At 36.9% G+C, this 22,498-nt stretch carries 22 protein-coding genes and 1 pseudogene; 8 read left to right on the top strand and 15 right to left on the bottom strand.

Annotated features, from left to right (window positions below; translation table 11 throughout):
- Positions 1-26: 26 nt before the first annotated feature.
- Complete coding sequence (gene ilvD, locus N178_RS20490; protein ID WP_045294483.1) at positions 27-1,703, bottom strand: dihydroxy-acid dehydratase; 1,677 nt, start codon at positions 1,701-1,703, stop codon at positions 27-29.
- Positions 1,704-1,939: 236 nt separating this feature from the next.
- Here ilvD and N178_RS20495 point away from each other — a divergent pair, with 236 nt between their 5' ends.
- Complete coding sequence (locus N178_RS20495; RefSeq protein ID WP_045294485.1) at positions 1,940-2,884, top strand: alpha/beta hydrolase; 945 nt, start codon at positions 1,940-1,942, stop codon at positions 2,882-2,884.
- A gap of 18 nt (positions 2,885-2,902) precedes the next feature.
- Here N178_RS20495 and N178_RS20500 read toward each other — a convergent pair whose 3' ends face one another.
- From N178_RS20500 to N178_RS20525, 6 genes and pseudogenes are all read right to left on the bottom strand, one after another.
- Positions 2,903-3,829: a manganese-dependent inorganic pyrophosphatase gene (locus N178_RS20500; RefSeq protein ID WP_013057209.1), complete on the bottom strand. Its 927-nt coding sequence runs from the start codon at positions 3,827-3,829 to the stop codon at positions 2,903-2,905.
- 412 nt (positions 3,830-4,241) lie between these two features.
- The gene (locus tag N178_RS20505) at positions 4,242-4,439 is read right to left on the bottom strand and encodes a hypothetical protein (RefSeq protein ID WP_237758555.1); all 198 of its coding nucleotides are present in this window, start codon (positions 4,437-4,439) and stop codon (positions 4,242-4,244) included.
- 222 nt (positions 4,440-4,661) lie between these two features.
- On the bottom strand, positions 4,662-4,889 hold the full coding sequence (locus tag N178_RS20510) for a hypothetical protein (RefSeq protein ID WP_014459922.1): 228 nt from the start codon (positions 4,887-4,889) through the stop codon (positions 4,662-4,664).
- Between the two features lie 224 nt (positions 4,890-5,113).
- Positions 5,114-6,188: pseudogene (locus N178_RS20515) on the bottom strand (branched-chain amino acid aminotransferase).
- A gap of 219 nt (positions 6,189-6,407) precedes the next feature.
- Positions 6,408-6,893: a hypothetical protein gene (locus N178_RS20520; RefSeq protein ID WP_028413188.1), complete on the bottom strand. Its 486-nt coding sequence runs from the start codon at positions 6,891-6,893 to the stop codon at positions 6,408-6,410.
- Between the two features lie 20 nt (positions 6,894-6,913).
- The gene (locus tag N178_RS20525) at positions 6,914-7,501 is read right to left on the bottom strand and encodes a lysophospholipid acyltransferase family protein (protein WP_045294487.1); all 588 of its coding nucleotides are present in this window, start codon (positions 7,499-7,501) and stop codon (positions 6,914-6,916) included.
- 271 nt (positions 7,502-7,772) lie between these two features.
- Between N178_RS20525 and N178_RS20530 the strand changes: the two genes are divergently transcribed.
- Genes N178_RS20530 through uraH form a run of 3 tightly spaced genes read left to right on the top strand, consistent with a single transcriptional unit; the run spans position 7,773 to position 9,992 of the window.
- Entirely contained in the window at positions 7,773-9,095 is a 1,323-nt protein-coding gene (locus N178_RS20530; protein ID WP_028413186.1) for a nucleobase:cation symporter-2 family protein, read from the top strand.
- A gap of 16 nt (positions 9,096-9,111) precedes the next feature.
- Complete coding sequence (gene uraD, locus N178_RS20535) at positions 9,112-9,639, top strand: 2-oxo-4-hydroxy-4-carboxy-5-ureidoimidazoline decarboxylase (protein ID WP_045294490.1); 528 nt, start codon at positions 9,112-9,114, stop codon at positions 9,637-9,639.
- Positions 9,636-9,992, top strand: coding sequence for a hydroxyisourate hydrolase (gene uraH, locus N178_RS20540; protein ID WP_045294492.1), 357 nt, complete (start codon positions 9,636-9,638; stop codon positions 9,990-9,992). The genes uraD and uraH overlap by 4 nt, the downstream gene beginning before the upstream one ends.
- A gap of 35 nt (positions 9,993-10,027) precedes the next feature.
- Here the strand turns inward: uraH and N178_RS20545 are convergent, their stop codons facing one another.
- Positions 10,028-10,528: a GNAT family N-acetyltransferase gene (locus N178_RS20545; protein ID WP_045294494.1), complete on the bottom strand. Its 501-nt coding sequence runs from the start codon at positions 10,526-10,528 to the stop codon at positions 10,028-10,030.
- A 416-nt stretch (positions 10,529-10,944) separates the two neighbouring features.
- Between N178_RS20545 and N178_RS20550 the strand changes: the two genes are divergently transcribed.
- The 3 genes from N178_RS20550 (at position 10,945) to N178_RS20560 (ending at position 14,207) form a co-directional block, all read left to right on the top strand.
- Positions 10,945-11,439, top strand: a complete 495-nt coding sequence (locus N178_RS20550; protein ID WP_045294495.1) for a hypothetical protein — start codon at positions 10,945-10,947, stop codon at positions 11,437-11,439.
- A gap of 392 nt (positions 11,440-11,831) precedes the next feature.
- Entirely contained in the window at positions 11,832-12,770 is a 939-nt protein-coding gene (locus N178_RS20555; RefSeq protein WP_237758558.1) for a PD-(D/E)XK nuclease family protein, read from the top strand.
- Between the two features lie 156 nt (positions 12,771-12,926).
- A complete protein-coding gene (locus N178_RS20560) occupies positions 12,927-14,207 on the top strand; it encodes an Nramp family divalent metal transporter (RefSeq protein ID WP_045294498.1) in 1,281 nt (426 codons plus the stop codon).
- A gap of 114 nt (positions 14,208-14,321) precedes the next feature.
- Here the strand turns inward: N178_RS20560 and N178_RS20565 are convergent, their stop codons facing one another.
- Together N178_RS20565 and N178_RS20570 are read right to left on the bottom strand one after the other, a co-directional pair.
- Entirely contained in the window at positions 14,322-14,831 is a 510-nt protein-coding gene (locus N178_RS20565) for a hypothetical protein (protein WP_045294499.1), read from the bottom strand.
- A 426-nt stretch (positions 14,832-15,257) separates the two neighbouring features.
- On the bottom strand, positions 15,258-16,046 hold the full coding sequence (locus N178_RS20570) for an HAD family hydrolase (protein ID WP_013057222.1): 789 nt from the start codon (positions 16,044-16,046) through the stop codon (positions 15,258-15,260).
- A gap of 198 nt (positions 16,047-16,244) precedes the next feature.
- On the opposite strand from N178_RS20570, the gene N178_RS20575 reads away from it, so the two are divergent.
- The gene (locus tag N178_RS20575; protein WP_045294500.1) at positions 16,245-16,697 is read left to right on the top strand and encodes a MarR family winged helix-turn-helix transcriptional regulator; all 453 of its coding nucleotides are present in this window, start codon (positions 16,245-16,247) and stop codon (positions 16,695-16,697) included.
- Between the two features lie 36 nt (positions 16,698-16,733).
- On the opposite strand, the gene N178_RS20580 is transcribed toward N178_RS20575, so the two are convergent.
- The 5 genes from N178_RS20580 to eat form a co-directional block, all read right to left on the bottom strand.
- Positions 16,734-17,168 (bottom strand): hypothetical protein, encoded by a 435-nt coding sequence (locus tag N178_RS20580; protein ID WP_013083346.1) that lies wholly within the window; start codon positions 17,166-17,168, stop codon positions 16,734-16,736.
- A gap of 142 nt (positions 17,169-17,310) precedes the next feature.
- Positions 17,311-18,393 (bottom strand): tyrosine-type recombinase/integrase, encoded by a 1,083-nt coding sequence (locus tag N178_RS20585; protein ID WP_045294501.1) that lies wholly within the window; start codon positions 18,391-18,393, stop codon positions 17,311-17,313.
- Between the two features lie 426 nt (positions 18,394-18,819).
- Positions 18,820-20,010 carry a TcaA NTF2-like domain-containing protein gene (locus N178_RS20590; protein ID WP_045294502.1) on the bottom strand — a complete coding sequence of 397 codons (1,191 nt, stop codon included), beginning with the start codon at positions 20,008-20,010 and terminating at the stop codon, positions 18,820-18,822.
- 47 nt (positions 20,011-20,057) lie between these two features.
- Positions 20,058-20,990, bottom strand: a complete 933-nt coding sequence (locus tag N178_RS20595) for a TcaA NTF2-like domain-containing protein (RefSeq protein ID WP_045294504.1) — start codon at positions 20,988-20,990, stop codon at positions 20,058-20,060.
- 139 nt (positions 20,991-21,129) lie between these two features.
- Positions 21,130-22,479 carry an ethanolamine permease gene (eat, locus tag N178_RS20600; protein WP_045294506.1) on the bottom strand — a complete coding sequence of 450 codons (1,350 nt, stop codon included), beginning with the start codon at positions 22,477-22,479 and terminating at the stop codon, positions 21,130-21,132.
- Between the last annotated feature and the right edge of the window lie 19 nt (positions 22,480-22,498).

Here is a 22,498-nt window from a genome sequence, read left to right on the forward strand (position 1 = left end):
CTCCGCAGAGAGCCTTTTTTGTACTATTAGATTTTCATAATTCCGCCTGTGCTAGCAGAAGTTACAAGTTTAGAATATCTTGCAAGATAGCCTTTTTTCACTTTTGGCTCAAAGCCTTTCCAGTTTGCTTTTCGTTCTTCCCAAACATCTGGAGAAACTTGAACATTCATTGAACGATCTTCAATGTCAATCACGATGTGGTCGCCATCCTCTACAAATGCCAGTGGCCCGCCTTCAGCAGCTTCTGGAGATGCGTGGCCAATTGATAATCCACGTGAAGCGCCAGAGAAGCGTCCGTCTGTTAATAGTGCTACTTTTGCGCCTAGTCCCATTCCCATAATTTGAGAAGTTGGAGCTAACATTTCAGGCATTCCCGGTCCGCCTTTTGGTCCTTCATAACGAATGACTACGACGTGTCCTTCTTTTACTTTTCCGTTAGCAATACCGTGCAGCGCCTCGTCTTGAGACTCAAATACAATTGCTGGTCCTTCGTGGCGAGTAATGCCATCTTGAACACCGCCTGTTTTAATGATCGCGCCGTCTGGAGCTAAGTTACCAAACAATACAGCAAGTCCGCCTTTTTCTGTGAAAGGCTTATCGATTGAATGAATAACGTTATAATCTTTTACATCGCATCCTGCAATGTTTTCGCCTAGCGTTTTTCCAGTAACCGTCATCGTATCTAAATGAAGAGCTCCTTCTTTTTTAGATAGCTCGTTTAGAGCAGCCGATACGCCTCCTGCTTCATGTAAGTCTTCAATAAATACATCCGAAGCCGGAGCGAGTTTTGCCAAGTGAGGCACACGTTCCGCTACTTCATTGATACGCTCTAACGGATAATCAATTTCAGCTTCATTCGCAAGAGCTAGCGTATGAAGAACTGTATTTGTAGAACCACCTAACGCCATATCTAAAGCAAATGCGTTGTCGATTGCTTTTTCTGTTACGATATCACGTGGTTTTAAATCTAATTTAATTAATTCCATAAGCTGTTTAGCTGATTTTTTAACAAATTCTCTACGTTCAGGAGCAACTGCTAAGATTGTACCATTTCCAGGTAAAGCAAGTCCTAAAGCTTCAGCTAAGCAATTCATTGAGTTCGCTGTAAACATTCCTGAACAAGATCCGCATGTCGGACAGCCGAATTGTTCTAATTCAAGCAATCCTTTATCATCAAGTTTACCCGCTTGATGAGCTCCTACGCCTTCAAATACTGAAGAAAGAGAAATCTTACGACCGTCGCTCGTTACGCCAGCCTTCATTGGTCCGCCGCTAACAAAAACTGTCGGAATATTCAGACGTAATGAAGCCATTAACATCCCAGGCGTGATTTTATCACAGTTTGGAATACATACCATTCCGTCAAACCAGTGAGCAGATACTACCGTTTCAACTGAGTCAGCAATGATTTCACGACTTGGTAATGAATAACGCATACCGATATGTCCCATCGCAATACCGTCATCTACCCCGATAGTGTTCATTTCAAAAGGTACGCCACCAGCTTCGCGAATCGCATCTTTTACGATTTTACCAAACTCCTGTAAGTGAACATGACCTGGTACAATATCAATATATGAATTGACAACCGCAATAAACGGTTTGCCGAAATCCTCTTCTTTTACACCAGCTGCGCGCAGTAGGCTGCGGTGCGGTGCTCTGTCGAATCCTTTTTTGATCATGTTACTTCTTAATTCTGCCACAATAATTCCCTCCGTATTCATCTAACCTATTAAAAACTAATTAAAAAATAAATCTTTTTAAATTGTTTAATAATTTTTAATATAAATACTAATTTAACAAATCACACAAAGGTTTGTAAAGGTTTATGACAAAATAATCATTTTTTATTTTAAAATAGTAAAATCACCTGCATAAATTAGTATAATATATACATATATCCCTTATTTTACAGAAAAACAGAAGGTGGATGCTGAGCATGAAACAATCCTTTTATTACAGAGGTCATCAAGAAAAAGAAATATTTGCACAAAAATGGGAAGTTGAAAACCATTCTGCAAAAGGTGTTGTCCAAATAGCCCATGGAATGGCCGAACATATTGGACGCTACGAATACTTTGCTAATGTATTAACTCAACATGGCTACATCGTATATGGAAATGATCACCGCGGCCACGGTCAAACAGCTTTGAAAGATGAAGAAAAGCGTTTTTTTGCTGAAGAAAATGGTTTTGACACCGTAGTTTATGACATGATTGCTTTGACTAAGCACATTTCAACGGAACACCCTCGCCTACCAATCTTTCTTTTCGGTCACAGCATGGGGTCTTTTCTGACGAGAAGATATATTCAATTGGATACAGAGCACATTCATGGTGCGATGCTCTCAGGTACTGGCAGCATTCCTTCCCTTTCACTGCGGGGAGGCATATTAGCTGCGAAAATGGAGAAAAAAAGAAAAGGATTACGATCTGCTAGTCCATTGCTTGATAAACTTTCTTTTGGACAGTACAACAAATTCTTTCATCCTGCTCGAACGCCTTTTGATTGGTTAAGTCAAGATAATGAGGCTGTAGATTTATATGTAAATGACCCTTATTGCGGAGGAGTTTTCACCACAGGTTTTTTCTATGACTTACTAACAGGAATCAAACAAATCTCTAACTTAGCTAATATAAAGCTAGTTCCATTAAACCTGCCTATTTATTTGATATCTGGAGAACAAGATCCAGTAGGCAGCTATACAAAAGGTGTACTCAAAGTATATAACGACTTTAAAAAAGCAGGATTGCAGGATATAAGCTACCGCTTTTTTAAAGAGTGCCGTCATGAGTTGCTGAATGAATTAAATAAAGATGAAGTGATAGAAGATATACTAAATTGGCTTAACGTGCAAATAGACAAAAAAAACGGTCGTGTGTAGACACGACCGTTTTTTTTATTAAGCAAATACAGATGTTAATACAGGTACTACTTGTTTCTTACGTGATACAACACCTTCTAAGACAGCTGTATTGTTTTCAAGCGTTACGTTGTATGCTTCTTCTACTTTTGAAGCAGCAGAACCTAATGCTAATGCAGTAGAGTTGCTGTTTAAAATATCTGTAACAACTAAAAGGAATAATTGTAATCCTTTTTCTTCGATTGTTTTAGTAATAGCTTCTTCTAGTTCCACTTTGCGTACTAAAACGTCATTTACGTCAATTGCATTCACTTGTGCGATTTCTACTTTGCTTGTACCCATGCTGAATTCTTTAGCATCTAATGAAATTAATTGTGAAGCTGTTTTATCGCCTAAGTCAGCTCCAGCTTTCAGCATTGCTAATCCGTACTCTTCTGCATCTACGCCTGCAATTTCCGCTAATTCTTTAGCAGCTGCAACGTCTTGGTCTGTGCAAGTTGGTGATTTGAATAATAAAGAATCAGAAATGATAGCTGATAGCATAAGACCTGCGATGTTAGGTTCGATTTCTACGCCGTTTTCTTTATACATCTTGTTTAAGATTGTTGCCGTACATCCAACTGGCTCTGCACGATAGTATAAAGGATCTGCTGTTTCAAAGTTAGCAATACGGTGATGATCAATTACTTCAAGTACACGAACTTGATCAATATCGTTTGCACTTTGTTGGCGTTCGTTGTGGTCCACTAAAATAACTTCATTTGTTTCTTTAGATACTTCATCAACGAAACGTGGTAGTTCAGCGTTGAACTTTTCAAGAGCAAATTGCGTTTCACCGTTAATATCGCCTAATCGAACTGGTTCAGCGTCTACACCTAATTTATTCTTTAAATCAGCGTATGCAATTGCAGAACAGATTGTATCTGTGTCAGGATTTTTATGTCCAAAAATTAACGTCTTTGCCATCTTAAATCTCTCTCCTTCTTACGTATGTAAATAGCATTCTTGCGTAAATTTAGTTAATTCGTTCACGCAACATTGCCATTTTAACATAAACTTTTACATTATTTTAATTTTTTTGCGAAAAATGATGTTCATCCGCAGATATTTTGCCATTTTGTATCTTTTTCATAGTAAAAACACCTCTATTTCCGATATAAATAGAGGGTTTTGTACGTTCATTATATAAAAGTTAGCGATAAAACACAACCCGTCTCTTCATCACTAGATAGATAACTTAAACGGAGTATCTCGCCAATTTTGATGAAAAAAAGTAAGGAAAAAATGACTATTATTAAAGAGAAAATGTATTATTTTGTCTTTATTTATATAAAATAACCAACCAAAAAAGCCCCCTTGTTAAAGGGTGCTTTTTTGGTTATCGTCGCAGTGTAAAGTTGAAATGTTCATTTACTTTAGCTCCTAGCTCTTCAAGAAACTGCTGAGCAGTCATTTCCTCTACGCTTTGGGTATACCAAGCAAGCTGAGATTTTTTTATGAACATTGTTGTAATATACATCTCTTGACCAATATGTTTTTGATCGGTATGTATAATTAAAGTGAATGAATAGTTCACTCCCGTCTGGACACTGCAACAACACGCGGTAATGTGGATTACGACGATTTTTATCTAAACTCATTTCTTTAATCTGCGCTAACATTATTCACCTCTAAAGCCATTACTTAATCATTTAAAGGTAAATGCCACACCACGCTATATCCTAGCTCTGCCATCAACTAGAAAATCATATATTTTCTAAAATTCTACACGATATAGGACAAAAGAGGAAGAGATAATTTATTGGTGGACGTGTAAAGTTTCATATAAATCTTTTAGCTGCTCAGGGTATTGAGACCTTACGTAATAACCTGTAGGACGGTGCTCGATTAAATGAGAAGCAAATAAGTAGCCGATGAGCACGTGCATTTGTTCATCTGAGGTTTCTTGGTTTAATTCTCTTTCGAGTCGTTCAGCTAAGTGTGAAGCCAGCTGTTTAATTTTTTCATCATGTGATAAAAAAAGCATTTTGTTCTCCCCCTTATAACGAATAAGTAATGCTGTGAATTTCAATAAAGACAACGTATTGCTTTTATAAGGATAATTATATTTTATTTTACAATAAAAGTATATAAATAGTTCTAAATATTCAAAATATAGTTTGTTTCTTTTGAACTACTCGACAATCAACAAAAAAAGAAGCGGGAGCTGTCCCGCTTCTTTTACGTAAAAAGATATTCGATTACCGAAATTTACTCTACTTCCACTGCCCAGCCGAATGGATCTTCCACTGTACCATTTTGAATACCTGTTAGAGTGTCATACAGTTTTTGTGATACTTCTCCTGTGTTTCCACCGTTGATGACCATTTTCTCGTTATTCCAAAATAGCTCGCCAATCGGAGAAATAACTGCAGCTGTACCTGTTCCAAATGCCTCTTCTAGTTTGCCTTCCGAATAAGCTTGCTTAATTTCTTCCATAGAAATACGGCGCTCAGTTACAGGCATATCCCAGTGTTTTAGCAGCTCAATGATGGATTTACGCGTAATTCCTTCTAAAATGCTTCCGTTCACAGATGGCGTTACTACTTCTCCATCAATTTTGAAGAAAATATTCATGCTTCCTACTTCTTCAATGTACTTGCGTTCAACTCCGTCTAACCACAGTACTTGTGAATAGCCTTTTGAGTCAGAAAGCTGCTGAGCTTTTAAGCTTGAAGCATAGTTTCCGCCTGTTTTAGCAGTCCCTGTCCCTCCGGCTACAGCACGAACAAATTCGCTTTCAACCGCAATTTTTACAGGAGCAATCCCTTCTTTATAATATGAGCCAACTGGGGATAGAATAATGATAAATTGGTAGCGGTCAGATGGCGCTACTCCTAAGTAAGGCTCTGTCGCGATGACAAATGGACGAATGTATAGTGATGTACCTTCAGCAGTAGGAATCCATTCGCGGTCAATTTTAATCAGCTGTTTTAACGCTTCTAATGCTAAGTCTTCGTCAACATGAGGAATACAAAGACGATCGTTTGATTTATTTAAACGTTTGAAATTCTCATCTGGTCTAAATAATAATACTTGCTCTTTTTTTGTTACATATGCTTTTAGTCCTTCAAAAACAGACTGCCCGTAATGAAAGATCATGGATGCCGGATCTAATGTGATAGGTTGATAAGGTACAATACGAGCATCGTGCCATCCTTGGCCTTCTGTATAATCCATAATGAACATATGGTCCGTGAAGATTTTCCCGAATTGCAATTGATCAGATTGCGGCTTTTCTTTTTTTGTTTTGACTTAGTGTTACATCGATTGAATAAGTTGTCATAGTTGTTTCTCCTTGCTCTTTATATTTACGGGTTTTTCGCTTAAACCTCTATATAAGTTACATTGTACAACTTTAGGGAAGCGTGTCACAATAGTTAGAGACGAAAAATTCTAAAAATTTTATAAAAATTATAAAGAAATAGCACCTAATCGAATTAAGTGCTGAATTGAAAAGGTTTTCTTTCTAAAAAAACTATTTCTACATTTTATTTACAACCATTTATAAACCAATTTTCACTCGAAGCTTTTCATCTTGTATTGAAAATTGTTTGATTTTTCCTACTGGAATGACTTTCACTTTATCAATTTCATTGAGGTTGATATGAATTTGTTTTTCTTCATACGTAGTAACAGGCGGCTTGTGAAAAATTCGATAGTTGATCCAATTTTGATTAAGAGGTTTCATTTCATGGATTTTGAATACAAGCGTACGTTCTTTGGCTTCAAGAGGTTCTAGCACAATAGAAAATGGAATTCTCACCAGAAATTTTTTAATAATTCCATTCACGTGAATATAGGAGTCTTGAAATGAAATAGAGAATTGCTGAATTTGATCTTGCTTTGTCATTTGCTTTTGAAAAATTCGCATGAGCATAGAAGCGGATATAGGAACGGTTACACCGCTTTCAGCCATCTTTTCTTTCATTTTTGCCTGCACATCATCACTAATCACATCGTTTAGCTTTCTCTGTACCCAATCCTTCATGATGCACCTCCGCTATGAAGTTATTTTTCTGTTTCCTCTAACGCACGAATCGAAGCTGTTAAGTGATTTGACACGTCGGCGAGCCGATCTTTTGTCAGTTTTCCTTCAGCAAGGTAGATAGGCTTTCCAAAGGAAATGACAATGGGATCCTTTGAAAATAGCTCTTTTACATTTGCGGGTCCTTTGTAAACTGCGGGTACAATAGGAACCTTTGCCATACTTGCTATAGTGACTGCTCCTCTTTTCAAAGGAACGTCTTCCTCTGTTCGCGTGCCGCTAGGGAAAACCCCTACTATATGTCCTTGTTTTGCCAATTTAATAGGTGTTTTAATGCTGCTGGGTCCTGGATTGTTACGATCTACTGGGAATGCGTTAAGTTTTTTTAATACATTACTAGTAAGTATATGATTAAATAGCTCCTTTTTTGCCATAAAATGAATTTGGTGAGGCAAAACTGCGGTACCAAGCGCTACGACGTCTACCCATCCTTTATGCGAACAAGCGATCACAAAGCCTGTATCCATTGGCAGATACTCTCTGTTCTTTACGTGAAGCTTCCCTCTCCTTTTCAATAAAAATTTACATGTGTAAGCCGCGACATTATACATAAATGTTTCCTCTTCTCTCTATTAGTTGAAAATATATACAAAAATTATATCACTTGATATTAAGAGTTGGTACTAAAAAAGGGAATGTAACATCTTTTTACACGGCAGCTTACCTACTTCTCTATATATTGTAAAAAAGGAGATATTGAAATCTCTGTTTTTGGTCAACTTGACTAATGACATCCCTTAAAAAACATTTTACTATTAATGTATCATCCTGAATGTAATATTTATTAACATTACATGTGATATAATTAAAGGAGGTTTTTAGGTGAATAACCAAAATCGACCGTTTCGACTAGCTTCATTGGGATTACAGCACGTACTCGCTATGTATGCGGGTGCCATTCTCGTTCCGCTGATGGTAGGACGCGCATTAAATTTAAATGCACATGACTTAGCCTATCTCGTAGCCATTGATTTACTGACCTGCGGACTAGCTACGCTGCTGCAGGCTTGGACGAACAGGTGGTTTGGGATTGGTCTTCCTGTTGTACTTGGAAGTTCATTTGTAGCGGTGACTCCTATGATTGCGATTGGAACTCAATATGGAATTAGCGCTGTTTACGGAGCGATTATTGCCGGTGGTATTTTCATCGTACTGGCAGCAAGTTTTTTAGGCAAAATTATTAAATTTTTTCCTCCAGTTGTCACAGGAACGGTTGTGACGATGATTGGTTTATCACTTGTACCATCCGCTGTCCGAAATATGGCAGGAGGAGTAGGAAGTAAAGATTTTGGTTCTCTTTCTAATCTTCTTCTATCTTTTGGTGTTCTAGCGCTTATTTTAATTTTAAATCGATTTTTCAGCGGTTTCCTTCGTTCTCTTTCTGTGTTGATTGGAATTGTAGCCGGAACAATAGCCGCTGTATTAATGGGAAAAGTTAATTTCACTAACTTTAATGAAGCTTCTTGGCTGCACATTCCCACTCCTTTTTATTTTGGGATGCCCACTTTTGAAATTGGACCGATTTTAACGATGATTCTCGTATGCTTGGTCATTATTATTGAGTCTACAGGCGTATTTTTAGCGTTAGGAAAACTGTGTGATCGGGAATTAACTGAAAAAGATTTTACAAAAGGCTACCGTGCCGAAGGAATCGCCATTGTTCTTGGAGGGCTATTTAATGCTTTTCCTTACAATACATTCGCTCAGAATGTAGGACTGGTTCAATTATCGAAAGTAAAAACAAAAAATGTAGTGGTAGTAGCCGGCTTTATTCTCGTATTATTGGGACTTGTTCCTAAAATAGCTGCTTTTACAACCATTATTCCTACTCCTGTTTTAGGAGGAGCAATGGTCGTGTTGTTTGGTTTAGTTATTTCATCAGGCATCAAAATGCTAAGCGCTGTTGATTTGGCTAAACAAGAAAATTTGCTGATTATTGCGTGCTCTCTTTCACTGGGTCTTGGTGTAACGGTGGTACCCGATTTATTCGCCCAGCTCCCAAATGCTTTGCGTGTGATTGTAAGCGATGGAGTTATTACTGGAAGTTTAGCTGCCATTTTATTAAATCTCTTTTTTAACGCATCGGTTGAACGAAAAGTACCTTCTGTCTCTTTAGAGAAGACAGATTATTCAGAAGTAAAGTAAAGGTGGTTTATTTAGTATGAATAATGTATCCGTGCAGTATGTAAATCAGCTTAGCAAGCAGCATTTTGTCTCATTAGTTGGTGATATATTTGAACATTCACCTTGGGTTGCAGAAGAGGCTTATTCTAAGCGCCCTTTCTCGTCCGTTGAACAACTTCACGGAAAGATGAAAGAAATTGTAGCGCAAGCATCTGTAGAAAAACAGCTTAAGTTGCTGCAGGCTCATCCAAATCTAGGTGAAAATATCGCTATGACATCTGCTTCTACTGAAGAACAAACCAAAGCAGGCTTACAAAACTTAACACAAGATGAGTATGAACAGTTTTCTTCTCTTAATGGAACGTATATGGAGAAGTTTCCTTTTCCTTTTATTTTGGCAGTACGAGGTAAACAAAAAGAAGATATCTATGAGGCAATGCAAAGTCGCTTACAAAATACCAAACAAATGGAGTTTGATACAGCGTTAGAAGAAGTATATAAAATCGCTTTCTTTCGCTTAACTGATAAAATTACTGAAGATAAGGAGACAAAGAAACGAGCATGACTAAAATTACGACGCATATTTTAGACCTCACTCACGGATGTCCGGCTGCTTTTGTCAAAGTTGATTTCTATCACATTCAGTCAGAAAGTAAACGAATAAAACTTTCGCATGGTACTACAAATGAAGACGGGCGATTAGTAACTTCGCTTTTCTCTTCTGAAGCGTTTGAATCAGGAGATTATGAACTTCTGTTTCATATTGGGGAGTATTATAAAAAACAAGAAGTCCAAACAACAAATCCCCCCTTTTTAAATCAAGTTTCTGTTCGAGTCGGATTGTCTTCTGAACAAGAACACTATCACGTTCCTTTGCTTGTGTCACCGTGGGGATACCAAGTTTATAGAGGAAGCTAAAAAAAGAAACGGCGTCTTTAAACGTCGTTTCTTTTTTAGTTGAGCAATTTAGACATATAGTACTCATCAATAAACAAACCGCCAATTCGCAGTGAATGTTTTTTTGTCCCTTCAATTTCGAATCCTACTTTGTCATATAAAGAAAGAGCCTTTTCATGCTGTATAGCGACTGTGAGCTCAAGACGATGAATATGGTGTTCTCTTGCCCATTCTTCAAGTGCACTGATTAAAGCCGTCCCAATCCCTTGGTTTTGAAACGTCTTTCGAATACCTAATGTCAAAGAAGCGATGTGAGCGTTTCGGTTAGCTTCACCCCCTGTTGCAGCTATATATCCCACAAGCATCTCGTTTTCTTCTGCTACAATAATCGTAGAGTTTAGCTGTTGCTTAAAGATTTCGATGTTTTTCTCCTGCTGATCTGTGCTCAGTTTTCGCTCTCCACTTTCAAACAGCATAAACTTACTTTCTTCTTCAATTTGTTTAAGCAAATCTACAAAGTTTGCAGCATCATGTAATTCTAGTTCTCTAATTTGCATGCTGATCCCCCTTTTTCTGTGTCCCTTTTGTTTATATATGTATTGGTTCACCTTTATAAAATATAGCTTTACAGTTTCTTACGAAAAATACGACTTTTTAAGTAGCGGCAGTAGAACGAAAAACCTACTAATCTCCCTTTTTTTGAAATGCTTTTTTCCTCTGTATAATTTTAAATCACTTATCAACTTCTGTAAATTTTTTAGATTCCCTCTTTTAATTTCCATTTCCCTTCCTTTTCTATAGGTTTGAATTGGATCTAAGGAGATATTTTATAGCAAATACATGACTATTATCCTGTTTTTTGTGAAGAAAGCAAGCAATAAATGTAATTTTATTTGTAATCGTTTAGAATAGAAAAAGTGGAAATTTTATGTACCTATCCTCCTTAATTATTGGTCTGTGAAAGGAAATTATTATGAAAGTACAATCCGCAAAATGTGGTGTATATGTCTTAAGCGGTCTAGGAGCTGTTATTGTATTCTTCTTACTTTTACTTAAGAACAGTGCTTTTTTTCTAGAGGAAGAATACGATCAAAACAAACCTGAAGCTGCGCTTGCGGTCAACGAACATACTTATCACCTTCATAAAGGTTCTATTAACTGGTCAAACGGCCGTTCAACAACAAAAAAAGAAATAAATGTATATGATTTATATACATACATATCGCAGCAAAAAAGTATCCCATTGAAGCAGCAACAATCAGTTAAGCTCAATTTTTCGAACTTAGACGGTGCTTATATTCGTAGTGTGAGTGTGCATATATGGAGAGATAACGGTGAAAAAACCAAGCTGTTTGTCAAAAATAATGAATTTAAGGTTCCTAAAAATCAAGGTTTGTACGTTGTTGATATTGCGATTAACTCTACAAGAGGAACCATGCAATATGCGGCAAATGTGCAAATACAGTAAATTTGGTTGCAGTAAATAAAAGGGACAGAAATGATAAAAGAGATCAAAAAAAAGAGAGCATATTGCTCTCTTTTTTTATAACATGAAAAAGACGTCCACGCAGGACGTCTTTGATGCGTTTGTGGCGGGGACCGTGTGACCACATTCACACGTTTAGCTCGAAAGCATGTCCTTCGACTTACACAAATTAGCTCATCGCTTTATTAATATAACATCCGTCACAGAAAAAAGCAATCAATTTTTAAATAGTTTTTTCTATTTATACATATTTCGCGAGAATCCACAAAATAATATGCATGGGTAGCCTATTCACTCTCTGCATTTTTAGTCTATTTTAACTCATGTACGAATACACTAATAGACCAACCTATGCGCAGTTTTTGAAAAAGGATGTGAATAGCTTGTTTCAAATCACTGATTTCCCTGAATTTTCATGGTCGTACTCCAGACATAAAATGATCACACAGTGCAACCGAAAGTATGCATATCATTATTATGTCTCACACAACGGTTGGCTTGACAGCGCTTCTGCACAGTCTCAAAGCGCTTATCGTTTAAAAAAGGTTTCTACTTTATCTATGTACGCAGGACAAGCCGTCCGTCAAGTAATTACAGAGGCCATTTCTGACTATACATCTACACAGCTTGTCCCGAGTGAACAAAACTTAGTCGAGAAAGTGCAGCAGCTACTAAATAACGCACTGCGTGATTCTACTGACTATGGAGAGCTTTGGTATCATAAACCTGCTCAGTATAAGATGCTTTTAGAATTCTACGAAAATGGCTATATTTCTAAAAAAGATCTTAAAGACATGCAAAAGCGGGTACACATTTGTGTACATAACTTTTTACAAAGTAAATCTTTTTGCGACGTGTTGTCTTCACCTTCTTTAGAAGTAGAGTCTCATCAGTCGTTTCGTTCTATAAATGTGTATGATCATAAAGTATATGCGCCTTTTCATTCTCTTTTTAAAAATCCTATCACAGACGAATTTACGATTGTTGATTGGAAAACAAGTAAACAAACAAAAGATGATTTGTTTCAACTCGCGATATACGCCCTCTACGTGCTAGCTGAATATAATATTTCCGTTGATCGAATAAAAGTCCGAAACGAATACTTGCTTTCAGGCAGTGCGCGTACGTATCAACTTACTCTTCACGAAATTGAAGCTGTTCTTCGGCAAGTTGATACAAGCATTGACTATATGAAAACTTTTTTGGAACACTCAGAGGTAAATCAGCCTCTTCCGCTTGAGCATTTCCCTCAAGCAGATACGCCTTCCTCCTGTCACGGCTGCGCATTTAAAGAGTTGTGCCAAACGGGATAAAAAACAACTGAAGATGTTTTATATTTTTTGCTAAACTTTTTTATTGTCAAAAGAACCTTTGCTAGCATATAATTTGCATTAAGGAAACATTTTATACTTCATATAAAAAAATTAGCTCGGGCTATTTATTGTTCATCAAAGAAAGGAGCACTAGACATGAAAGATCAAAACGGCAGTAAAGCATTATCAGCTATGCAGCTAAGTGCTCAAGACGTATTGTCGGGTAAAACAAAAGGAATTAAGCGATTATTGCCTTTCTTAGGGCCTGCTTTTATCGCAGCGGTTGCTTATATTGACCCAGGTAATTTTGCTACTAATATTGCAGCGGGCTCTCAATACGGATACATGCTGCTTTGGGTTGTATTGATTTCTAACTTAATGGCTGTCTTAATTCAATCGTTATCAGCTAAATTAGGGATTGCAACGGGCTTGAATTTACCCGAGATAGCACAGGAACACTTCCCGTCCTTCGTTTCTTTTGGGCTTTGGATCCAAGGAGAATTGGTCATTATGGCAACGGATTTAGCAGAATTTATTGGGGCTGCTCTTGGAATTTATTTATTATTTCATATTCCTTTGTTCCCAGCGGCACTTATCGCAGCGGTAGGTTCTTTTGCTATTTTAGAGTTACAAAGACGAGGTGTTCGACTGCTAGAAGCAGCGATTGCGGCCATGGTTTTTATTGTGGTATTAGCTTTTGGGACTCAAATGTTTCTTGCGCATCCAGACGGCGCAAGTGTTGTCCACGGCTTATTTGTCCCTCAATTTCATGGAACGGACAGCGTGCTGTTAGCTTCTGGAATTTTAGGTGCTACAGTTATGCCACACGCGATTTATTTGCACTCAGCTCTTACGCAGCGCCGCGTGGTAGGAGCTACAGAATCGGAGAAAAAAGCGATTTTCCGCTTTGAATTTATTGATATTGTTATTGCCATGATTATTGCTGGTGCAATTAATGCAAGCATGCTGATTGTCGCAGCCGCTCTATTCTTTAAAAACGGACTAAACGTGCAAGATTTGGACGTGGCTTTTACACAATTTGAACATTTAATTGGTCCCTTTGCAGCTATTGCGTTCGGTGTTGGATTATTATCTTCAGGACTTTCAAGCTCTTCGGTCGGAACGATGTCTGGAGATGTCATCATGCAAGGATTTATTAAACGTAGAATTCCTTTATATCTTCGCCGTTTCATTACCATTATTCCGCCGCTTTTGATTATCGGACTTGGCGTAAATCCAACAAGTGCACTAGTTGTCAGTCAAGTTATTTTATCGTTCGGAATTGCCTTTGCGCTCGTTCCTCTTATCATGTTCACAAGTAATCAAAAAATCATGGGCGGGTTGGTTAATCATAAAGCAACAACTACTGTAGCTTGGGTGATAGCTGCATTGGTCATTTGTTTAAATATCTTTTTGATTTATCAAACGATAGCATAGCAAACTAAACAACTTACCCAATTAGTGTTTTTGGAAGAAGAAAGAAGCAAAAAAAGAGACCCGGATTGTTAGACTATATCTAACTTTTGAGGTCTCTTTTTTATTATTCTTTTGTTAAACGATAGTAGAAATGAAATAGATAAGAGTTCCAATAATAGCCGACAGCACTAAGCAACCCAGTGGATATAAATAAGAGTAGCTTTCTTTACGGATTGAAAGAATACGGTCAACAATAAAAATAAGAATGACGCCCATCATTCCAAATTCAAACATTAAAAATCCAAAAATAGCATGAAATATGAATGACATGATAAAATCAATTTTTTTACTGCGTTCTTTAACAAAAGCACTGACTAATAAATCAACGATAACCGTGCCTAACGTCCCCATTATTAAAAAGAAGGGTGTAAAAAATAAAAGGTATAAAGGAAATAAATTAATGAAATGCGGACTGGTTTTTTTAATAGAAAAATTAGGAATTGACTCTTTTATACCTGGCATAAAACAAAAAAGTAAAGTAAAAAGAAACGCAGCTATAATAGCGGCTGATAGCTTTCTATTTAAATGCATGTTTATTTTTTTATTACTAAATTCAGTAGTTGTTTTTGTATGTTTATTGTTCATATGTCTTTAACGTGATGCACGCACCTTTTCCTTTCTCATAACTTTTTATTTATATTCTATGTCTATCTTTTGTTACCAGCAGTTACAATGATACACGTTCTTTTTGAACTTGACTACACTAACGCGCTTTATGTCTATTCTCTTTTTCTTTTTATGTCTATCGTCTGCTCCGCTTCCCTTGTATATTCCTTCTTTTTATTCAGGGATTGTAGTATGGTTTGCTCTTTCTATGACAAACAAGATGGTTTTACAAAAAAACGCCTTCTTTTTCTATAAAACAAAAGACAGGCGTTTTTTTCTGTATGTAATTAACAATCTTGACTGAAGTCAGGGGGATTTTGAACGGATATAGAATCTGAAGAGACTTCTGTACTTATTTTTATAACAAAAAAGAGACGATTTCCGCCTCTTTTTTGTTTGTTTGTATTATGAATTTAGTTCATCTAAAATTGAATGCAATTCACTTAAATGTGTAATTTCGTAAGTAGGAATGACTTCATTTCGCTCTTTATCGTGACGATTAATCCATACAGATTTCATCCCAACGCGAGAAGAACCCAATATATCTGTCATTAAATTATCTCCAACCATAATTGCTTCATCTTTCTTTAAATCCATAAGTGATAAAGCGTGATCGAAAATAGACGGATCCGGCTTACCGCGACCAAATGCCCCTGAAATCACAATCTCATCAAAATATGGAACCAGTTCTGATGTAATGTCTAATTTGGTATTTTGTAAGTCAGGTGAACCGTTTGTTAACAGCAGCAGCTTGTACTTTCCTTTTAATTGATCAAGCACTTCAAACGTTTCTTCGTATACAAAAGGTGTTTTGCGGCGCTCTAACGGAAAACGCTCGGCTAGTTCCGCTCCAAAAGCATCATCGTGAATTCCTAGGGCACGAAGACCTCGAGTCCATGCTTCTTTGCGATAAGTAGGAACAATATCTTTCATTTTGCGGAATTCATCATGATCGTCTAAAAAATTCCCCCATAATCCTTCAAACGGATTAATGCCGATCATTTGCGTAAATTCATAGGTTTCATACGAAGCATATAATTCTCTTGCTTCCTTACGCACCGCTTCTTCTAGTTCTTCAGGTTTCAGATTATATTTCTCACTTGCATATGTACATGTTGCAACGAATGCTTCTTTTACGCTTTTTTGATCCCAAAGCAGCGTGTCATCTAAGTCGAAAAATACCGCCTTAATCATGGATGTGTGTACCCCCTACTGTTTTTGAAAAAGTTTAACTATTCTTACACTAGATTACAAGGATACACACAATAAGTCTAGTGTATTTGCAATTTATTCTACAAATTTATTTTTATAAGTCGTCACCTTTACAAACAAATTTACAGAAATTAAAAGAGCTGATATAATCACAGCAGGTATGTATGCAGGAGGTTTTATATGGAATCGTTAGAAGAAATATTCGGCATTCCCACAGTTCGTACAAGTAAGCGCTTAAGCAGAGTGGTTGCCGCACGCTTGCGTCCTTTTGGAATTACGCCAGAACAGTGGACCGTTTTAAAACGCGTATCAGAAGCTGAATATAGTACGCAGAAGCAATTAGCGGAGCGAGCAGATAAAGATCAAGCGACGCTGACTAAAATTTTAGATTTACTAGAAAAACAAAATTGGATTCAGCGTGTTAGAAACCCAGAAGATCGCCGCTCGTTTTTTATTCAAATAACAGAAGACGGCCTGCGTTTAAAAACAGAAGTGACGCCTGCTGTAGAGCAGGTATTTTCCGAATTAACATCCCAGCTAAACGAGCAGCAGGTAAAGATTTATACCGACACTTTACAAAAACTTGAATACCGCGCCGAACAATTGCTTCAAGACGCAGAAGACCTGCGTTAAACACCCAAAACCCCACAGCTAACATTCTGCGGGGTTTTATACGTAGTTGGCGATGCATAGTACTTCTTTAATTTTTGAAATCACTTGTTTGGTTTCATCTGTTAAAGAGGTGAATTTAAAAGCGATGGATTCTGCGTTTGGATTAATGAAGGGTTCTTTGTTCGTATCTTTGCGGTAGTCTTCAATTTGTTCTAAACAATATTTTAAAATAAACGACAAGTTCGCACGTCGAAATCTCAAGCTGACAGTAGAAGGCCACCTTTTTTGAAACTGATTGCTTCCTTCATACTGAATCGCTCCGATATAGCGTTCTCCCGATAAAAAAGACTCTTTGCTTCGGTATAGCTGAACGGTTTGGGCTGTTCCGCTCCAGTCAATATAAATACCTGCTGTTTCACAAACTTCATATATGTAATGAAAAAGCTCCGTTACTTCTCCGAAATGGTAGTGAAGCGGATGTTTAGCCGTCATAGGTAGCTCCCTCCTTTATCGACTTTCTACCATTATATTGTAGGAAAAGTAACTTATTCATTTATCCAACTTATTTCATACGCATAAGCAGTAAAAATGAAAATATATTTACTTTTAGTTTACATAAAAATATTATAAGTAATTAGCGATAGCCCGATTTCCGAAAAGCGTCGTATACCGTATCCTCTTGAAGTTTTTCAAGATAAACGTTCGTTGTAGCAATAGAAGAATGCCCCACTACTTGCTTCACAACCGCAAGCGGAACGTCATTAGCTAAACTGTTTGTAATAAAGGTATGACGAAACCAATGAGGAGAAATAGATGCGTTTCCTTTTACTTTATAAACAGCTGATTTAATCGTTCGATACAAAGTTGTATAGGATAATCGTTTTTTTTCGCCGGTACGATAGTATTCTTTAATGGAGTAAAAAAGCGGTTCGGTATCAAAAGGACTTAGTTCAGTGCTTTCATTTAACGCGTGCCGATAAGCGAAAAGTGTTTCTTTCACATCATCAAACACGGGAATCGTGCGTTCTTTTTTTCCTTTACCAATCACATCTACAACCAAATTTCCCCGGCGTTCTTCGCGGAAGCTTCCCCAATTTAAACTCAGCAGTTCACTTGAACGCATTCCACTCATGTACAAAAGCATTCCCATTAAGCGGTTGCGAGCTTTAAATTCCTTCTCATGCTGGCGAATGCGCACGACGGATTCTAACGCATTTACAATTACCTGCGCTTCGCGATCAGTTAGCTCTCGATACTCAGTGCGATTTTGTTTTTCCTTGTCGCTATAATGTCCTTTTGCAATAGATGGTTTTTCAATCCACGTCGTATACAGCGAAGGATAAAAATGAGTAGCGTGTCCAAACTCTAGCATTCTTCTAAAAAATTCTAGTTTTCTTGCAGCGGTGCGATTTGCATATTGATTCATCATTTCTTCATTAAATAATTTGACTTCCATAAACCCAATCGATTTTAATGTAATCTCTCGTTCATAGAAAAAAGACAGAATTGTTTTCATGTCTTGATTGTAAGATCTAATCGTATGAGGAGAAAGTGATTTTTTGATAATACGCATCGAAAAAAAGAGCTGAATAAATTCTTCATCTGAAACGTGCTTTAAATTCAAGTTGTTATCTTCATCCAACAGCTCTGCCTCTTCCCACTGCTCTTTAAGCTGACGAAACGAATTTTTTACAGGCGACAATTCAAATTCTTCCATTTTACCCCTCCTAATTATCGAAAATAAAGATATGCTTTTAAAATGAACCAGAATTAAATATAACGAACTTTTTTAAGGTCGGGATAAATACCATTAAAAGTTTCAAAAAACCTCTCAAAACTCAATTTAGAAAGCTTATTTTTTTAAGGTTTTAATATAAATATCCATTATATGTAAAAATAATTCTATTTTCCGCTTATTTCTCTACTTTATCATATGAACGCTTGATAAGGAAGAGTTATCTTGCGTTAGTCAAGTAAAGGATAAGGAATTTAAAAACCATCTCTTCTTTTGGGCGAATAATGATTAAAAAAGGATGGATAGAAAAATTACCCCAGGCAGATGATCGGAAAGAGTTATCGTAATAGCCTCAAACCTTTTTATACTATCTGTAAATAAAAAACATCACGCAAAGCGTGATGTTTTTTAAAGGGATTCAATTTTAGTCAAGTGCAGCCGTTTATCGTTATAAGAAACGGTATACGTTCGATAGTACTCTTTTTCTTGACTTTGACCGTTCGTTGTAATTGAAATGACTTCTTTTGTTCGGATTGTATAGACCGTTTCACCTTCTTCTTCACTCGCGGTTTCGACGTCTAATACTGAATAGTCAACAAGTTCTTCTCGGATGTCTCTTTCATAAAGCATCTTCACAAGCTGCTTTTGATCATTCCATAAAACACTGTCTCGCTGGATATAAGGCTGTACGTGTTCAAATTTATTCGTGTTAATGGACTTTGTTAAATCTCGTAAATAATGTTCAATAAAAATATCTGCTGTTTCTTGATCAACCTTTTGGATATTTTTTAAATTAAACTCTTTTTCTTCCTTCTCTTCTTTTTCTTTTTCATCTTCTTTAAAATCGTCGATGCGCTGAGAACTGATTTTGCTGATGGCATATTTTTTATTATTCTCTTTAAAAATCAAGATTTCTTCCTTTTCCCCTTTTTCATTTGTGCGAGTAGTTTCACCTTGGTATGAAATGTCGCTAGAAGGATTAATTGACTTCACGTATTCCCTATATTCATCAGCCGTAATGTTGAGGTATTTTTGGTGATAGGTAACTTCATCCCATTCATTTAACTTCCATTGCTTATTTACGTATTTGAAATTCATGTAGATGGTCAGCCCGCCGCTTCCTTCTTTACTAATTGGCTCAATGGCTGACACCGAAAATTGTCCAGCATGATTGTTAATAAGTTCAAATCGAATAACATGATTAACATCAGGGAAAAAGCTCATATTACATTCTTTACAGTAGTAGTTAGTGGAGATACTTTTTAACTTTGTTGCAATTAAAGATGATGTTGCATATGGCGTTAGCGCTTTTTTTAGCGTTTCATAATCAGCAGGGTTAGATTCATTATCCCATTCATACTCTTCGCCCAATTCTTTATAGGTACTTGAAATTTTATTCATCGTCTCAACTGCAGTTTTTTCTGCTTTTTTTTCTGATACAAGATCAGGCTTGATAGATGACTTAGCTTGATCCTTTGGGATCACTTCATCTGAGGAAGGTTCGGTTGGTTTGGATAACTTAACTGTTTCTTTTTCTTCACAGGCCGCCAAAACCATTAGCAGCAGTAGAACGAATGCAATCGTCCATTTTTTATGCATAAGGTGTCCTCCTCAACGCCGAATTTAGTCTGTTCTTAAAATGGTCTTTAATTTTCAAACGTATCGAGCACGTAATCACCGCTTGGAATTCCCCATTTTGCCTTTTTATTTTGATCTGTTTTAGCAAGTAACGAAATGGAGTTTTCTTTAAGCGTAATGACAATGGTGCCTTTATTTCCTTGTCCATCATTTTCATATTTAATGGCTGCTTGGTTATTTTCAAAGCGAATATTTTTTTGTTCAACGGTTGACACGCGGATTTTGCTAGGAGGCTGGTACGAATTTATTTTAATCGTCGCTTCTGAGTTTGATGTAGCAAGAAATTGAATGATAGGAGATCCGTTATCATTGCCAGTGGTCCATTTTCCATCGTAGTCGTGTAAATCTGTTGTTTGTGTAGTGGGATTTTCAGTGTTTGTATTTGGTTTAGATGAAAAGTCGAATGGTTCTACACTCGATAACTTTAACGTATCGTTTTGGTAAACAGCTGTATAAAGGCGGTCACAAACTTTGCTGTAAGGATCTTTACCGGGCTGTTTTAATAAGCTTTCCTCATGGGTTTGTATTTTAAATACATGGTTAGGTTCTTCATACCAATTGACAATATGAAACGTTTGCTTCTTCTGCTCGATGCCTTGTCGTGTGAAATTTTCAACAAGAAGATTCTGCTCTTTATAAAAAGAACTGTCCGCTTTCAAAAAAGCTTTTAGATCATTAAAAGAGTTTTCATCAATTGCTTTTCCGAACGCTGAAAAGTAATCAGTCATCCAGGCTGTGATAAATTTTCCGCTCATTGCTTCTTTATTCAAATCAATTGATTGAATGCTTTCTACCTGTGTTTTTGGTTCGTTTAGTACTTTTTTTGCATCTTTTTCTACTATCATTGTATTTCCGTCTTTTATTGTTTCTTCTTGTTGACAGGCTGATAACAGAATAGATGAAACAACCGTGATAATGATTGTATTACGTTTGTTCATCATAATTGCCCCTTCTTTATCTAATATAAATGTATGTATATTCTTCCAACAAACAGACCTAGTATATCATTCTACAAAAAAACGCTCAACCCTTTAATTTCACAAGAAAAACGGCTGCTGTAAAAGCAAGCCGTTTTTCTTCTTATTTAATAGATGCTTCTTGATATGAATTGGATGCCTCTTTTTTAAGCTGTCTTGAACCATAAAAAACATAGTAAATAATTGAAAGAAGGAAAATTCCAAGAATCACATACATTAAAGGTAAAGAAACACCAAACAGCATTAAATTTGTTGTAAGAACACTGTATTTTATAATGCTGTATAAGCACAGAATCCCTAATACTAAGGCAATGCTTGGCACTACCGGGTAATTCACTTTAAAAGGACGAGACAGGTTAGGTTCTTTTTTGCGTAAAATAAAAAGAGAAACTAAACTGATGCAGTACATCATCATTGCTCCGAATACAGATAAGATAATAAGGGCATTGGCAAACGTGGCAGATCCAGCACAAATCACACCGATTGCTCCTGGAATCAACAAACCGCCGACAGGAACTCCTTTTTTATTCGTTTTAGCAAGAAATTTAGGAAAGTAACCATCTCGTGCAAGTGCATAGGTCTGTCTTGAAAACCCCATGATGATTCCATTTAAACTAGCAATCAATCCGAATAATCCAATAATAGCAACAACCGTTGAAATACCGTTTCCGTATACAGAAGACAGTGCCTGTGGAAGTGGATAATCGGCTAGCTTCCCGCTTCCTCCGCCAAGTCCTGCTGTTACAAATAGTGTAAACAACGTTGCGGTTGCTAGAGTAATAATTGCTCCAATAAACCCTTTAGGGATGTTTTTCTTAGGATTTTCCACTTCTTCCGCAGCCATCGCTCCGCCTTCTATTGCTAGATAAAACCAAACAGCGAATGGAATAGCTGCCAGTACTCCTGTTGGACCATTAATAAATGAATGATCGTTAAAGATATTTGATGTTTGTACATGAGGCAGACCAGCTACATAAAAAATAGATAAACCAATTAGTGCAACAATGGTAGCTGTAAGCTCAATCACCGCTACTTCTTTTACCCCGATTAAATTTAGTAAAACAAAGAAAATAAAGGCACCTACCGTTGCATATACAGGGTTAACTGCTGGGATAAGAAAGTGCAGGTATGCTCCTGTTGATACCGCAATAGCAGGAGGAGCAAAAATAAATTCGAGCAAGCATGCAATTCCGGCGATATATCCGCCAAAAGGTCCAAGTGCTCTTCTTGCATAAGCTGAAGGTCCACCGGCTTGCGGGATAGATGTTGAAAGCTCTGCATAGCTGAACATAAACGTCGTATAAAACACGGTTACAATCAAGGTTGCAATTGCAAGTCCGATAATCCCGCCTTGTTCAAACCCGTAATTCCACCCAAAGTATTGCCCCGAAATAACCATGCCGACTGAAATAGCCCATAAATGAATAGGTTTTAATTGTTTTTGTAACGCCATACCTTTTCCTCCTTTTGAT

Origin of the sequence: Priestia aryabhattai B8W22 (genome assembly GCF_000956595.1) — a bacterium.
In the GTDB taxonomy this organism is placed as follows: Bacteria; Bacillota; Bacilli; order Bacillales; family Bacillaceae_H; genus Priestia; species Priestia aryabhattai.

What these genes read in the sequence shown, in the direction of transcription:
- N178_RS20560 (WP_045294498.1), top strand. Translation starts at nt 12,927, where the DNA reads ATGAAAGATCAAAACGGCAGTAAAGCATTATCAGCTATGCAGCTAAGT.
- N178_RS20545 (WP_045294494.1), bottom strand. Translation starts at nt 10,528, where the DNA reads ATGCAAATTAGAGAACTAGAATTACATGATGCTGCAAACTTTGTAGAT.
- N178_RS20510 (WP_014459922.1), bottom strand. Translation starts at nt 4,889, where the DNA reads ATGCTTTTTTTATCACATGATGAAAAAATTAAACAGCTGGCTTCACAC.
- uraH (WP_045294492.1), top strand. Translation starts at nt 9,636, where the DNA reads ATGACTAAAATTACGACGCATATTTTAGACCTCACTCACGGATGTCCG.
- N178_RS20495 (WP_045294485.1), top strand. Translation starts at nt 1,940, where the DNA reads ATGAAACAATCCTTTTATTACAGAGGTCATCAAGAAAAAGAAATATTT.
- N178_RS20580 (WP_013083346.1), bottom strand. Translation starts at nt 17,168, where the DNA reads ATGACGGCTAAACATCCGCTTCACTACCATTTCGGAGAAGTAACGGAG.
- eat (WP_045294506.1), bottom strand. Translation starts at nt 22,479, where the DNA reads ATGGCGTTACAAAAACAATTAAAACCTATTCATTTATGGGCTATTTCA.
- N178_RS20500 (WP_013057209.1), bottom strand. Translation starts at nt 3,829, where the DNA reads ATGGCAAAGACGTTAATTTTTGGACATAAAAATCCTGACACAGATACA.
- N178_RS20575 (WP_045294500.1), top strand. Translation starts at nt 16,245, where the DNA reads ATGGAATCGTTAGAAGAAATATTCGGCATTCCCACAGTTCGTACAAGT.
- N178_RS20585 (WP_045294501.1), bottom strand. Translation starts at nt 18,393, where the DNA reads ATGGAAGAATTTGAATTGTCGCCTGTAAAAAATTCGTTTCGTCAGCTT.
- N178_RS20520 (WP_028413188.1), bottom strand. Translation starts at nt 6,893, where the DNA reads ATGAAGGATTGGGTACAGAGAAAGCTAAACGATGTGATTAGTGATGAT.
- N178_RS20590 (WP_045294502.1), bottom strand. Translation starts at nt 20,010, where the DNA reads ATGCATAAAAAATGGACGATTGCATTCGTTCTACTGCTGCTAATGGTT.
- N178_RS20550 (WP_045294495.1), top strand. Translation starts at nt 10,945, where the DNA reads ATGAAAGTACAATCCGCAAAATGTGGTGTATATGTCTTAAGCGGTCTA.
- N178_RS20570 (WP_013057222.1), bottom strand. Translation starts at nt 16,046, where the DNA reads ATGATTAAGGCGGTATTTTTCGACTTAGATGACACGCTGCTTTGGGAT.
- N178_RS20525 (WP_045294487.1), bottom strand. Translation starts at nt 7,501, where the DNA reads ATGTATAATGTCGCGGCTTACACATGTAAATTTTTATTGAAAAGGAGA.
- N178_RS20595 (WP_045294504.1), bottom strand. Translation starts at nt 20,990, where the DNA reads ATGATGAACAAACGTAATACAATCATTATCACGGTTGTTTCATCTATT.
- N178_RS20565 (WP_045294499.1), bottom strand. Translation starts at nt 14,831, where the DNA reads ATGAACAATAAACATACAAAAACAACTACTGAATTTAGTAATAAAAAA.
- uraD (WP_045294490.1), top strand. Translation starts at nt 9,112, where the DNA reads ATGAATAATGTATCCGTGCAGTATGTAAATCAGCTTAGCAAGCAGCAT.